General features: G+C 68.6%; 12 protein-coding genes. 5 read left to right on the plus strand and 7 right to left on the minus strand.

The genetic code is table 11. The features are described 5' to 3' along the window. Positions 1–19: 19 nt before the first annotated feature. Positions 20–2,929, plus strand: coding sequence for a BTAD domain-containing putative transcriptional regulator (locus tag AB0J95_RS46390; RefSeq protein ID WP_364772601.1), 2,910 nt, complete (start codon positions 20–22; stop codon positions 2,927–2,929). Here AB0J95_RS46390 and AB0J95_RS46395 read toward each other — a convergent pair. From AB0J95_RS46395 to AB0J95_RS46420, 6 genes are all read right to left on the minus strand, one after another. Then, entirely contained in the window at positions 2,909–5,068 is a 2,160-nt protein-coding gene (locus tag AB0J95_RS46395) for a heavy metal translocating P-type ATPase (RefSeq protein ID WP_364772602.1), read from the minus strand. The genes AB0J95_RS46390 and AB0J95_RS46395 overlap by 21 nt on opposite strands. Next, on the minus strand, positions 5,068–5,871 hold the full coding sequence (locus tag AB0J95_RS46400) for a hypothetical protein (RefSeq protein ID WP_364772604.1): 804 nt from the start codon (positions 5,869–5,871) through the stop codon (positions 5,068–5,070). Before AB0J95_RS46400 ends, AB0J95_RS46395 begins: the two co-directional genes overlap by 1 nt. After that, positions 5,868–6,077: a heavy metal-associated domain-containing protein gene (locus AB0J95_RS46405; protein WP_364772607.1), complete on the minus strand. Its 210-nt coding sequence runs from the start codon at positions 6,075–6,077 to the stop codon at positions 5,868–5,870. The genes AB0J95_RS46400 and AB0J95_RS46405 overlap by 4 nt, the downstream gene beginning before the upstream one ends. A 176-nt stretch (positions 6,078–6,253) precedes the next feature. Then, complete coding sequence (locus AB0J95_RS46410) at positions 6,254–6,457, minus strand: DUF6186 family protein (protein ID WP_364772608.1); 204 nt, start codon at positions 6,455–6,457, stop codon at positions 6,254–6,256. Beyond that, the gene (locus AB0J95_RS46415; RefSeq protein ID WP_364772609.1) at positions 6,454–7,026 is read right to left on the minus strand and encodes a hypothetical protein; all 573 of its coding nucleotides are present in this window, start codon (positions 7,024–7,026) and stop codon (positions 6,454–6,456) included. The genes AB0J95_RS46410 and AB0J95_RS46415 overlap by 4 nt, the downstream gene beginning before the upstream one ends. 220 nt (positions 7,027–7,246) lie before the next feature. Further along, positions 7,247–8,590, minus strand: a complete 1,344-nt coding sequence (locus AB0J95_RS46420; protein ID WP_364772610.1) for an MFS transporter — start codon at positions 8,588–8,590, stop codon at positions 7,247–7,249. Between the two features lie 313 nt (positions 8,591–8,903). Between AB0J95_RS46420 and AB0J95_RS46425 the strand changes: the two genes are divergently transcribed. Further along, positions 8,904–9,701, plus strand: coding sequence for a hypothetical protein (locus AB0J95_RS46425; protein WP_364772612.1), 798 nt, complete (start codon positions 8,904–8,906; stop codon positions 9,699–9,701). Positions 9,702–9,748: 47 nt separating this feature from the next. On the opposite strand, the gene AB0J95_RS46430 is transcribed toward AB0J95_RS46425, so the two are convergent. Next, positions 9,749–10,591, minus strand: a complete 843-nt coding sequence (locus AB0J95_RS46430) for a peptidylprolyl isomerase (RefSeq protein ID WP_364772614.1) — start codon at positions 10,589–10,591, stop codon at positions 9,749–9,751. A gap of 39 nt (positions 10,592–10,630) precedes the next feature. Between AB0J95_RS46430 and AB0J95_RS46435 the strand changes: the two genes are divergently transcribed. From AB0J95_RS46435 to AB0J95_RS46445, 3 genes are all read left to right on the plus strand, one after another. Continuing rightward, positions 10,631–11,230 (plus strand): alcohol dehydrogenase catalytic domain-containing protein, encoded by a 600-nt coding sequence (locus AB0J95_RS46435; RefSeq protein ID WP_364772615.1) that lies wholly within the window; start codon positions 10,631–10,633, stop codon positions 11,228–11,230. Beyond that, the gene (locus AB0J95_RS46440) at positions 11,125–11,457 is read left to right on the plus strand and encodes a zinc-binding dehydrogenase (RefSeq protein WP_364772617.1); all 333 of its coding nucleotides are present in this window, start codon (positions 11,125–11,127) and stop codon (positions 11,455–11,457) included. Before AB0J95_RS46435 ends, AB0J95_RS46440 begins: the two co-directional genes overlap by 106 nt. A 97-nt stretch (positions 11,458–11,554) precedes the next feature. Continuing rightward, complete coding sequence (locus AB0J95_RS46445; RefSeq protein WP_364772618.1) at positions 11,555–12,934, plus strand: alpha/beta hydrolase; 1,380 nt, start codon at positions 11,555–11,557, stop codon at positions 12,932–12,934. The last annotated feature ends 14 nt before the right edge of the window (positions 12,935–12,948 follow it).

Genomic DNA, 12,948 nt, shown 5'->3' on the forward strand with positions numbered 1-12,948 from the left:
GCATGGAGAGACCATCGACTTGGACGGAACCCTGCGCGTCCGGTTACTGGGCACGGTGGCCGCGTGGCGTGGTGACGCCGAGGTGGAGCTCGGCGCCAGCCGTCAACGCGCGGTGTTCGCCGTCCTGGCGATGAACGCCGGTCAGGTGGTCTCCCGCGAGACGGTGATCGACGCCGTCTGGGGCGAGCAGGCCCCGGCCACAGCGGGTAACACCTTGCAGACCTATATCTCCCGGCTGCGCCGTGCCTTGGAGCCCGACCGGACGCGCTGGAAGGACGGTCAGGTCCTGGTCTCCGCGGGGGCCGGCTACCAGCTGCGGGTCGACTCGCTGGACGTCCGCGAGTTCGACCGGCTCCGGCACGAGGCCGACCGGGCCTGGGCCCGTCAGGACATCGCCGCCGCCCGGGCCTTTCTGGACGAGGCGCTCGCGTTGCAGGCCGGCGAGCCCCTTGGCGAGGTCGACTCGCCGTTCGCCACTCTGCACCGCAAGCGTTTGGCTGAGCTGCGGCTGGCCGCTCTGGAACGCCGGGCCGAGACGATGATCGCTGTCAATGACCCGGCGGCCGTGGCCGAACTGCAGCGGCTGACCGACGCTTATCCCTTGCGAGAGTCGCTGGTCGGGCTGTTGATGACGGCGTTGTCGCAGGCCGGGCGCGATGTCGAGGCCGTAGGGCTGTTCCGGGAGACCGAAGAGCGCCTGGTGGCGGAGCTGGGCATCGAGCCGGGGGCGCCGCTGCGGCGGATCCTCGACCAGATCGTCGCCGCTCGTCCCGCCGAACACTCACCATTGCCGGGCGCGCCCCAGGTGCTGGTGGGACGGTCGTCTGAACTCGCCGTTCTGCGGAGCCGGATCGCCGATCTGAGCCGTGGCCTGGGGGCGACGATCTGGATCGAGGGCGGGGACGGGGTCGGCAAGACCGCGCTTTTGGCCACGGCATTCGCGTCGACGGAACATGTGTACTGGGCGGCGGCCGACGAGTCCGACCGGCCGTTGGGACTGATGCTGTCCGCGCTCGGGGTGAGCCGGTTCGAGCTGGCCGAGGGTGTGGCGGGGGCGAACGCCGAGGGGTTCGCGGCGGTCGACTGGCTCGCCGAGTACGTCGACCGGCTGGCCTCCGGCGGTCCGGTGGTGCTGGTGCTGGAGGACCTGCAGTGGGCCGACGACGCCAGCGCGCTGGTCTGGCACCGGCTGGCCAAGATCGCCCGGGTGTCGGCGTTGTTGCTGGTCGGGACCTGCCGGCCGGTGCCCCGGCGGACCGAGGTCGACCGGATGCGCGCGGCCGTGCTGTCGGGCGGCGAGCTGATCCGGCTTGGTTCGCTGGATCCGAAACAGAGCGCCGAGCTGACGGCGGTGCTGCTCGACTCGGCTCCGGGGCCGGAGCTGACAGTTATTACTGAGTGCGCTGCGGGCAACCCGCTGTTCCTGCACGAGGTGGTCGACGCCCTGGTACACGATGGGCTGATCTCGGACGGCGAACTCGCCGAATCGGCTGATCAGATCACCGACTTGTGCCCGCCGGCGCTACGGTCCGTCGTCACCAAACGGCTGGGCACCTTGAGCGAGACCACCCGGGAGGCCTTGCGCTGGGCGGCCGTCCTGGGCTCGTCGTTCGACCTCGGCGACCTGGCCACGGTGACCGGCCGGTCGGCGTACGCGCTGATCACGGTGACCGAGGAGGCGACGAGCGCGGGCGTGCTGGTCGAGGCGGGGGTGCGGCTGGCGTTCCGGCATCCGTTGGTGCGGCGGGTGCTGTACACGTCGATGCCGCTGAGCGTGCGGCTGGCGTTGCACCGGCAGGCCGCCGAGATGCTGGACGCGGCGGACGCCTCGGTGGAACGGGTGGCGGAGCAGTTGCTGGCCGCTCCCGCCAGCGCGGATGCCTGGATGACGCAATGGTTGCTGGCCAACGTGAACTCGGTCGCCGGCCGGTCGCCTTCGGTCGCCACGGATCTGTTGCGCCGCTCGGCGGAGAGCCGCGGGCCGGTGCGCGAGGTCCTGATGACCCGGTTGGTGCGGCTCATGTTCTGGCTCGGCGAGCACCCCGAGGCGGAGGCGCGGGCGGTGCTCGCGATGACCGAGGACTCTGACTTGGCTGCGGAAATGCGCCTGGTACTGGCGTATTTCGAGACGCCGCAAGTGTTGTTCGACCGGCCGCCGCAGTCCCAGGTGCAGCTGAGCCTGTTGAGCGAGGAGGTCTTCAAGCTGCACAGTCTGGATCTGCTCGCCGACGCGGACCGGATCGTGACGCCCGCCGGTCGCCAGGGTCTGCACGTTCCCGCTGCTGTGCACTACTTCTGGCTGGGGCGGTGGGACGAGGCTCTGTCCGAAGTGGACGCCGTGGTGCAGGACGGCCCACCGATCACGTTCCACGGCCTCAACGAACGCCGGTTGATCCACCTGCTGCACGGCACGGCCGCGTTGATCAGCGCGCATCGGGAGGAGCCGTACCGGTCGGCCGGGCTGCGGGGGGAGTTCCTGCTCGTCGCCGACTCTGTTGTGGCCGAACAAGAAGGGCGGCCCGACGAGGCTTTGGCCTTGCTGCGGCCATTGGTGGAGCAGGGAGCTTATCAGTGGCTTCCGGGGGTTGCCCGGTTGGCGCTGGACTTGGGGGATGTGGCCACGGCGTCGGCTGCTTCCGCCGCTTGTGAGGCCGCTTCTTCGCCCAGGGCAAAGGTTTCGGCGCGGTGGTGTCGCGGCCTGCTCGACCGTGACACCACCGCGTTGCTGGACGTCGCCAAGCACTTCGACGAGATCGGTCGCAAGATCGAGTACGCGATGGCCGCCGAGGACGCGGCCGTGCTGCTCGAGTCTCCCGGTGACGCCCAGCGGGCATTTCTCAACGCTCAAGCGGTGTACACCGAGCTGGGCGCCACCTGGGACCTGCGCCGGGCCGCGACCCGGCTGGCCTCAGCGAAGAAAACCGCGTAGCCGCAGGCTGTTGCCGACCACGAACACCGACGAGAACGCCATCGCGGCCCCGGCGATCATCGGGTTGAGCAGACCCAGGGCGGCCAGCGGCAGGGCGGCCACGTTGTACGCGAACGCCCAGAACAGATTGCCCCTGATCGTGCCGAAGGTCCTGCGGGACAACCGGATCGCGTCCACCGCGGTGCGCAGGTCGCCGCGCACCAGCGTGAGGTCGCTGGCCTCGATGGCGACATCAGTGCCCGTGCCCATCGCGAGCCCGAGATCCGCCTGGGCGAGGGCAGCGGCGTCGTTCACCCCGTCGCCGACCATCGCGACTCGGTGTCCTTCGCCTTGCAAGCGTTTCACAACGTCCACTTTGTCCTGGGGCAGGACTTCGGCGATGACCTCGTCGATCCCGACCTCCGCGGCGACCGTCCGGGCCGCGGCTTCGTTGTCGCCGGTGAGCAGGACCGGGTTCAATCCGAGTTTCCTCAGACCACGGATGGCTTCCGCGGACGTGGGTTTCACCGTGTCCGCCACCGACAGCACGGCCTTTGCCTCACCGTCCCAGGCGACGAGGACCGCCGTGTACCCCTTCTGTTCCGCGGTCTCCTTGGCCCGCAGAAGGTCTTCGTCGGTCTGGACGGCCCAGTCCTCGATGAGCCGGGCCCGGCCGACGACGACCGCTTTGCCCTCAACGACTCCTTGGACGCCGAGCCCTTCGGTGCTGTGGAAGTCACTGACCTCAGGGAGTTTTTCGTGTTCGGCCGCGGCCGCGCTGATGGCCTTGGCGATCGGGTGATCGGACGCGTGCTCCAACGCACCCGCCAGACGCAGCGCATCGGGGTCGCCGTAGCTGTCGACCAGGCTCATCCGGCCGGTCGTCACGGTTCCGGTCTTGTCGAGCAGGATCATGTCCACTTTCCGGGTGGACTCCAGCACTTCCGGGCCCTTGATCAGAATCCCGAGCTGCGCGCCGCGACCCGTGCCGACCAGCAGCGCGGTCGGCGTGGCCAGGCCGAGCGCGCACGGGCATGCGATGATCAGGACCGCCACCGCGGCGGTGAACGCGGCCGCCGCCCCGGCGCCCGCGCCTGCCCAGAACGCGAGCGTGCCCACGGCGAGCGCGAGCACGACCGGCACGAACACCGCCGCGATCCGGTCCGCCAGCCGCTGCACGGCCGCCTTGCCGTTCTGGGCGTCCTCCACCAGTTTCGCCATCTGGGCGAGCTGAGTGTCTTTGCCGACACGGGTTGCGCGGACCACGAGCCGCCCGCCCGCGTTCACCGTCGCGCCGATCACCGTGTCGCCCGTCGAGACCTCGACCGGCACCGACTCGCCGGTGAGCATGCTGGCGTCCACCGCCGAGCTGCCTTCGACGATCACGCCATCGGTCGCGACCTTCTCGCCCGGGCGGACCACGAACTCGTCGCCGGTCTTCAGCTGGCCGACCGGGATTCGCTGTTCCCGGCCGTCCTTGCGGACCGCGACGTCCTTCGCGCCCAGTTCCAGCAACGCCTTGAGCGCCGCGCCCGCGCGTCGCTTGGACCTGGCCTCGAAGTACCGGCCCGCCAGGATGAACGTCGTGACCCCGGCGGCGACCTCCAGGTAGAGGTTGTCGGTGCCGGAGGTGCGCTCGATGGTGAGCTCGAAGGCATGGGTCATGCCCGGAACGCCTGCGGTGCCCCAGAACAGCGCATACAGGGACCACAGGAAGGCTGCGCCGGTGCCGAGGGAGATCAGCGTGTCCATTGTGGCCGTCGCGTGTTTCAGGTTCGTCCACGTCGCCTTGTGGAACGGCCACGCACCCCAGACCACGACCGGCCCGGCCAGCGCGAGCGAAAGCCATTGCCAGTAGGTGAACTGCAGTGCCGGGATCATCGCGAGCGCGATTACTGGTACAGACAGGACGATCGACGCGATGAGCCGTTGCTTGAGCGGGTCTTGTTGCCGCGGGGCGGGGAGTTCGGCCGTGTAGCCGGTTTTCTCCACGACGGCCACGATGTCCTTTTCGGACATGGTGCCGGGGAAGGTCACCTTCGCCTTCTCGGTGGCGTAGTTGACCGTCGCCTGGACGCCGTCGACCTTGTTCAGCTTGCGTTCGATCCGGGCGGCGCAGGAGGCGCACGTCATTCCGCCGATCGAGAGCTCTACTTGCATCAGTGTGCCTCCTTCCCATGTGTGTCCACAGTGAACTGTGCGGTGCGCACCTTGCCGTTGTGCTGGAAGTCCAGGTACAGGCGGTAGCGGCCGTCGGTGGGGACCTCGACCGCGAACCTGATCTGTGGTCCGGTGTTCTCCAACGGGTGCACGTGCAGGTAGCCGAGGTCCGTCGCGCGGAGGGCGACCAGGTGTCCTTGCGCGCCCAGGTAGGGCTGCAAATCGGTCACCGGCCGGCCGTCCTTGCTGATGGTCGCCGTGACCGTCTCGGTCTTCCCGGCTTCGAGGTCCCCGGTCAGGTCGACCTGGTAGCCGTCTGTGGTGGCGGTCGTGTTCGGTGTGTCCGTCGCCGGTTCGTACTGGCCGGGGACCTGGATGTCGGTGCCGAGGGTGGTCTTGATACCCCCGGAGGGTTTGAAGTCGGCGAACACCCGGTAGCTGCCCGCCTGGGTGAGCGTGAGCGGGACGGTCCAGGTGCCGTCCGCGGCCATCGTCGGGTGCAGGTGCTGGTAGCCGGCGCCGTCGCGGCGGACCACGATGAAGTGCAGGCGCTTCTCGTGTTCGACGTCGAAGGCCGTGATCGGCTTGTTGGCGTCGCCGAGGATGCGGAACTGGGATCCTTGCAGGTCAAGGCGATAGCCGTTGTCCGCGGCGGCCAGGCCAGGCAGGCGCATGTCCACGTGCGTCTCGGCCATGACGTGCGCTTCCTGCTGCGGCTTGGCTATCGGTCCTGCCGCTGCTCCGGCTACCCAGGCGCCGCTGAAAATCACGCCGAGGACCAGCATGTACGCGATGAGTTTCACTGGGTCACCGCCAGCTGGTAGCCGGCCTCGCTGACCGCCTCGCGCACTTCGTGTTCGGGCAGGTCACGGTCGCTGGTCACGGTGACCTGGCCGGTCGCGAGGTCGACCCGGACCTCGCGGACGCCGTCGAGCCGTTGGATCTCGTCGCTGACCGAACCCGCGCAGTGGCCGCAGGTCATGCCGGTGACGGTGTAGGTGGTGGTCATGGTTCTCGCCTTTTCGCTGGTCGCGGGGTGAGAAGCGGACCAGTGCGGGCGCGATGCCGCAGGTGTGCGTACTCCGGTGTTCCGGTCTGCCGCGCGGCCGGCTGGTGCCAGGGGAGCGGCGGACGCCTACCCCCTTTATACCCTAGGGGGGTAGGCTATACGCAACCGATCATTCCCTAGTGGCCGACGAAGAAGTGCCAGCCGACCCACCACCACGCCACGATGAGCGCGATCCGGGTGGTGCGGCGGCGCATGACGACCGCGAGCACGCTGGTCAACGGCGGGATGCGGCGGGGGACGAGGTGGCTGGCGACGGCGAGGCCGATGCCGGCCAGGACGATGACCGCGAACCCCAGCTCGGTGATCAGGCGGCTGGTCATTGCCGTCTCGCAGCGGCCACAGCGCGCAGCATCGCCAGCCCCGCGGTGAGCCAGGCGGTGATCGCGACGGCCTGGACGACCCGGTTGGTGAGCATCGGTTCGATCAGGTCGCTCATGGTCGGGTGTGTGGTCGAGTAACCGCCCTCCGACTGCTCATAGACGAACGCGATCAGTTCCCACCCACACCACCCCACCCCCACGACGGCCCACACCCACGCATGCCGGGGCACCGGACGGTCCAGGGGCAGGGACGGTTCGCGCAGCTCGGAGTTCAACACCAGCAAGCCGATCCCCGAGATCACCACACCCACCGGCAGGCTGTCGCGTCCGAACGCGAGCACCAGCAACCCCACCGCCGCAACCGCGATGCCCGGCACACGCAACGGCCGGGCGGGACTGGTAGCGCCGCGCAACTCGGCGAGAACAAGCAGGAGCGTCACCGCGACGAAGATGATCGCGTCCACCGGCGCCCCGCGAATCCAGTGCGCGAGGGCGGCCACCGGCAGCGCCACCACCGCGAGGTCGACGGTCAGCCTGCCGGTCCAGCGTCCTGGGAAGCCGAAAGCCATGCGCAGCTCCTTCGCGTCAGGTAACTACTGTCCTAACAGCCAAGGTCACCTCCGGCCAAGCACATTCCCGGATGTAACGGGTGGATGCGAACCCCGGAGGGGGCGGTCTGATGCAGGCGTTCTCGGACGCCGTCGTCACGTTCCTGCCGTCCGAGGCACGATTGTCTGGTGATCGCGGAGTCGTCCATCGCCGCGTCGATCGGGCGGCTCGTCACGGCGATCACTGGCTCGATCGCACAACACTCGTAGCCGGTTCCTTGGCAGGTTGCGTGGTGCGGCGCCGGAGGCCGTGGTGGATGAGCAGGACGCTGATCAGGGTGAGGGCCACGTCGAGGGTGAGGGCGGGGTGGAGGGGGAGGGTGCTCAGCAGGGGGATGCCGATGGTGATGGCGACCTGCTGGGTCATGGAGGTGAGGCCGGTGGCGAGGCCCTGTTCGGTGTCGGGCAGGCCGGAGGTGGCCGTGACGGTGTAGGCGACGATGGCGGTGACGTGGCCGAAGAAGCCGATGAACAGGGCGGGGATCACCAGCAGCAGGGCGAGGCGGTCGGTGCCGGTGAACACCAGCGGGAGGGTGGCGAGGCCCTGGACGGCGAGACCGGTGGTGAGCACCTTGTGGCTGCCGAAGCGGCCGATGAACCGGCCGGCGATCACCCCGGCGGCGACGGAGGCGAGACCGGGGATGCCGAAGATCAGGCCCGTCGCCAGCGGGGCGAAGCCGAGAACCTGTTGCAGGTACAGGGTCAGCAGGAAGATCATCGCCGGTTCCATTGTGAACACGATGAGTCCCGCGTAGTTGCCCCACTTCACGGTGGGGCGCTTGAGGATCCGCACCGGGGCGAGTGGCGCGGGCGACCTCAGCTCGATCAGCCAGAAGGCGGCGAGCAGCGCCACTCCGATGATGGCGGCGATGAGATCCTTCTCGACCGCCGCGTAGATCACCGCCAGCAGGCCGCCGGTGACGGTGACCGCGCCGGGGATGTCCAGGTTCGCCTTCCTCGACCGAGCCGTTTCGACGACCAGGAACGGGGTGAAGGCGAGGATCGTCAGTGCGACAGGGACATTGATGAAGAACGCGGCCCGCCAGCCCAACAAGCTCACCAGTGCGCCGCCGACAAGAGCACCGACGGTGAAGCCGCCGGAGAGCAGAGCGCCGTTGAGGCCAAGGGCGCGATCACGCTGCGCGCCTTCGGTGAAAGTCGTTGTGAGCAAGGACAAGGCGGCGGGGGTGGCCATGGCTGTGGCGAAACCCTGCAGGGCACGCGCGGTCAGGAGAACCGAAGGTGTGGTGGCGAACCCTCCCAGGAGCGAGGCGCCCGCGAGCAGGGCGACTCCGGCCATGAACAACCGCCGCCGGCCGATCACGTCGGCTAACCGTCCAAAGAGGAGGGTGAACCCCGCGGCCGGGAGGGCGTAGGCGGTGGTGATCCAGGCGACCTTGCCCAGGCCGACTCCCGCTCCGGCCTCGGGCAGGGCCACGTTCAGGATCGAGAAGTCGACGGCGAACATGAAGCTCGCGCCGAGGAGCAACAGCAGGATCACTCGTTGCCTTGTGGTGAAGGGCATGCGGAACTCCTTGGTGGAGAAGTGGCCGATGTGCAACCCTAGAGTTGCACATCATGGAGGCGAACGCAACCCGCGGGTTGCACTAACGAGGAGTCGGGCATATTGCTCGGATGAATATGTGCTGGTGATGCCGCCCATGATCCGTGAGGCGTCGACGAAGTAGCCCCGGATTTGGGAACTCTTCGTTGACACGGCCCCGCGCTCGTCCTACCTTCTTGCTGTAAGACATCGGATGTTCTGGTGCAGCGACGCCAGGACATCCGCCGCCCGATGTGTGCCCCTGTCGCCCGCCGCCAGGAAGGACACACTCACAATGCCTGCACCCCGTAGGGCAGCCCTGCGCTCATTGGCTGTCTGTGCCCTCGCAGTGCCCGTGCTGTTCAGCCCGGTCGCACCGGTGACGGCGGCAACCCCGCTGTGGCATCCCAACCCCGCCACCGATGGTCTGAAGGCCTTCGAGGGCATCGAGGCCGACCGCGGCAACCACCACCCGGACCGCAAGTACGTCGTCGTCGAAGGCGGCGACCACTACCGGTTCAACATCTGGAAGGACGACCGGGACACCACTGGCGGGGGCGACCGCCAGCGCACCGAGTCCAAAGGCATGGTGCAGAACGGCACCGCGCTGAAGATGCACAACGGTGAGACGTGGACGATCTCCTACGAGATGTACATGCCGTCATCCCTGCACGGCACCAGCAAGTTCACGCACATCTTCCAGACCAAGACCCCGTCAACCAACGGTGGCCCATGGGTCACCCTGGACCTCGGCCGCAGCGGCAGCAAGGAGACGCTGCGGGCCCGGGCCTACGCCAACTCCGGCTCACCGGACATCGCGTCGACCGACCTCGCCCCGCTGCGCGACAAGTGGATCACCATCCAGTGGACGCTCACCCCGGGCAGCAAGGGCAAGGCGGCCTTCGTGGTGCGCAATGGAACCGGCTCGGGCGCGCCGATCGCGGCGCAGGGCAGCATGTCCAATGTGAACATTCCCGACCAGGGCGACTACGTGCGCCCGAAGTGGGGGATCTACCGTTCGGTGGAGAGCGCTTCCTCGGACATCCTGGACACGTACCTGCTCTTCCGTAACTACTCGGCTGCCAAGCAGTAGTGACGGGAACGTGCGGCGGGGCCCCGACACCCCGCCGCACGGCCGGGTCAGCCGGTGACGACCTGCTGGATGGTGACCTTGGTCTTCGGCGCGCCGTCACCTTCGGCCAGGCTGGACTCGGTCTGCGCGACGCCGCCCGCGGCGATCTTGTCGAGGGTGGCCTGGCCCGGGTCGGTGTAGGTGCCGAAGACGGTGTAGTTCGGCGGGATGAACGTGTCGCCGTAGACCAGGAAGAACTGGCTGCCGTTGGTGTTCGGGCCGGAGTTGGCCATCGCGATGACGCCCTTGGGGTAGACGGACGCCTGCTCGGGGCCGCCGGTTCCCTGGGCGGGCTTGAGGTCCGTCGGCAGCTCGTCGTCGAACTTGTACCCGGGCCCGCCACGGCCGGTGCCGCCCGGGTCGCCGCACTGCAGCACCTTGAAGTTGGGGATGACCGTCAACCGGTGGCAGGGTGTGCCGTCGTAGTACTTCTTGCCCGCCAGGAACACCATGCTCTGCACGGTGCACGGCGCTTTCGCGCGGTCCAGCTTCAGCGGGATGTCGCCCTGGTCGGTCTTCAGCGTGATCTGCACGAACCCGGTCGCCGGTACTTCCTCGGCGTTGTCCGGCATCCCGACGTTCTTGGCGACCTCCGCGTCCGACGAACGCGTGTACTCACACGGGGTCCTTGCGCCCGATGGCTTCGCCGACGAGGGCACCTGGGCGCCGGACGCCAGCGGCCCGGCCGACGGCTCCTGGTTCTTCGACGCGGGCCACAACACCCACACCAAGACGGCCACGGCGACGACCACGACGCCGAGAATAACCCAGACGATCGGTCCGGTCCTGGGCCGTTGCTGCTGCTGCGGTGGGTTGTACACGCTCGCCCCCTCGTAGTACGTCCCAGGCATCGTACGGGTGGCACAGAACGGTCTGGCTACCGTGGGGGTATGCGTCGAGTCGTGTTGCGTGAACACGGTGGTCCGGGAGCACTGCAGGTCGAGGAGGCGCCACGGCCCGAACCAGGTGCCGGGCAAGTACTCCTTGAGGTCGCCGCGATCGGGGTCACACTGCCGGTGGTCCGGTTGGTTCACGGCGAGCCGGAGGTGCCGCATCTACCCGGCGGTGAGGTGGCCGGCCGGGTGGTGGCGATCGGGTCCGGGGTGACTGGCTGGCAAGTGGGTCAACGTGCGGTGGGGATCGCCTTCACCGGCGGCTATGCCGAGTTCGCCGTCGTCCCGGCTCCTTTCCTGACACCGATCCCGGACGCGGCCGACGACGCGGCGGCCGTCGCGCTGGTGCGCAGCGGGCAAGTGGCGCTGGGTGCGTTGCGGGCCGCGAACCCGCAGCCGGGCGAGAGCGTGCTCGTCACCGGGGCCGCGGGCGGTGTCGGGCATCTGGCTGTTCAGCTGGCGAGGGAGCTGGGCCCGGCCCGGTCGACATCGTGCTCGACGGGATCGGCGGCGATGTCCAGACCACCGCGCTGGAGGTGCTGGCGCCGTTCGGACGGCTCGTGTCCTACAACGCCAACGGTGCCATGGTCGACGTGAACCAGTTGCGGCTGCACGCGAAGACGGTCATCGGGTTCGCCATGGCCCCGTTCGCGAGGCTCCGGCCGGACGTCTACGCCCGCCACCACCGCGAACTGTGGGACATGCACCTCGCGGGCACGTTGCGTCCCGCGATTCACGCCACGCTGCCGTTGGACCAGGCCGGGCGGGCGCACGAGATCATTCTCGGCCGCGCGAGCCTGGGCAAGGTCGTTCTCGTTCCCTGAGGCGAGGTTCAGGGTCGATCCGAGGGGCATCCCGGAGGCGGGCGCACCCCGATCGGTGGTCAGATTCGGGTCTGTTCGCCGACACTGGGGAGTAGGGATGGGCCGGATCGCGGTCGCGTTGGTGTCCACTGTGGTCTGTTCGGTGCTGGTCGCGCCGGCGGCGCAGGCTTCTTCGTTGGCGTGGAAGGAGAACTGCGCGCCGGATGTGGACTGTGCGAAGCTGAGTGTGCCGGTGGACTGGGCGCATGGCGGCGCCACGATGGAGGTCTCGCTGGCCCGGCGGAAGGCGAGCGGGAACCGGATCGGCACGATCGTGTACATCCCGGGCGGCCCGGGAGATCCCGGCGCCGGTCAGGTCATGACCGAGCCGCGGGTCTCACCGGTGGCCGCGGCCCGGTTCGACGTGATCGGCATCAATCTGCGCGGCACCAACGACAGCAACCCGGTCAAGTGCGACGCGAACCTGATGAACGCGATGCCGGACCTCAACCCGGATACCGGGGCCCGGTACGCGGATGTCCTGGCATACGACCGGAAACTCGGCGAGAGTTGCCGGACGGAAAGCGGCGAGATCGTCGATCACCTGGACAGCCGGAACGTCGCACGGGATGTTGAGGCGTTGCGGATCGCGCTCGGCGAACCGCAGATCACCATCTACAGCCGCTCCTACGGCACTCTGGCCGCGCAGATGTACGCCGAGATGTACCCGGGGCGGGTCCGGGCGTTGGTCCTGGACAGCGTTTTCGACCATACCCAGGACACATGGGAGCTGCTGTCGAGTTCGGTGCGGACCGTCGAGGACTCGTTCGACCAGTTCGCACGGTGGTGCGACGCCAATGCCGACTGCGTTCTGCACGGACAGGACGTGAAAGCGTTGTTCGACAAGCTGTATGGGCGCGCGGAACGCGGCGAGCTTGCCGATCCGGCCGATCCGGCCAAGAAGATCAGCCCGACCGCGCTGTCGTGGGGCATCATGCGCGGCTACATGTACACCCCGGACTGGCCTGGGCTCGCCAAGCGACTCGCCGTGCTCGACGGCCGGCCGTCGTTGACGTTCGCGGTGGAAACCGTGCAGGTGAAGAACTTCCCGTTCGCGGTGGCCTGCGCCGACCATCGGCTGGGCTTCCGGTCCGAACAGGACTGGGCAACGACATGGCAGCGGCTCAAGCGGATCGCGCCGACCATGCGCACACACATGGCCTGGCAGCTGGTTTCCTTCTGCGCCGGCTGGCCGTTGCCGATCACCAACCCGCAAAGCCGCCCGGCGATCCACATTCCGGTGCTGCTGCTGAACTCCCGGCACGACCCGGCCAGCAGCTTCGAGTGGGCCCAGCACCTGAACCGGATGTTCCCGCGCAGTGCCCTGGTGGCGCGGCGCGCGGCGGGTCACGGCGTCTACAACCGGCCGGAATGCCAGGCCGTGACCGACCGGTACCTCGTGGACAAGATCCTCCCGGCGCCCGGAACGGAGTGCTAGTGCCCCGCGCGGGG

Origin of the sequence: Actinocrispum sp. NPDC049592, assembly GCF_040675465.1 — a bacterium.
Taxonomy (GTDB): domain Bacteria; phylum Actinomycetota; class Actinomycetes; order Mycobacteriales; family Pseudonocardiaceae; genus Kibdelosporangium.

Coding starts and splice junctions, on each gene's coding strand:
- AB0J95_RS46395 (WP_364772602.1), bottom strand. CDS start 5,068: ATGCAAGTAGAGCTCTCGATCGGCGGAATGACGTGCGCCTCCTGCGCC.
- AB0J95_RS46405 (WP_364772607.1), bottom strand. CDS start 6,077: ATGACCACCACCTACACCGTCACCGGCATGACCTGCGGCCACTGCGCG.
- AB0J95_RS46410 (WP_364772608.1), bottom strand. CDS start 6,457: ATGACCAGCCGCCTGATCACCGAGCTGGGGTTCGCGGTCATCGTCCTG.
- AB0J95_RS46415 (WP_364772609.1), bottom strand. CDS start 7,026: ATGGCTTTCGGCTTCCCAGGACGCTGGACCGGCAGGCTGACCGTCGAC.
- AB0J95_RS46420 (WP_364772610.1), bottom strand. CDS start 8,590: ATGCCCTTCACCACAAGGCAACGAGTGATCCTGCTGTTGCTCCTCGGC.
- AB0J95_RS46425 (WP_364772612.1), top strand. CDS start 8,904: ATGCCTGCACCCCGTAGGGCAGCCCTGCGCTCATTGGCTGTCTGTGCC.
- AB0J95_RS46430 (WP_364772614.1), bottom strand. CDS start 10,591: ATGCCTGGGACGTACTACGAGGGGGCGAGCGTGTACAACCCACCGCAG.
- AB0J95_RS46435 (WP_364772615.1), top strand. CDS start 10,631: ATGCGTCGAGTCGTGTTGCGTGAACACGGTGGTCCGGGAGCACTGCAG.
- AB0J95_RS46445 (WP_364772618.1), top strand. CDS start 11,555: ATGGGCCGGATCGCGGTCGCGTTGGTGTCCACTGTGGTCTGTTCGGTG.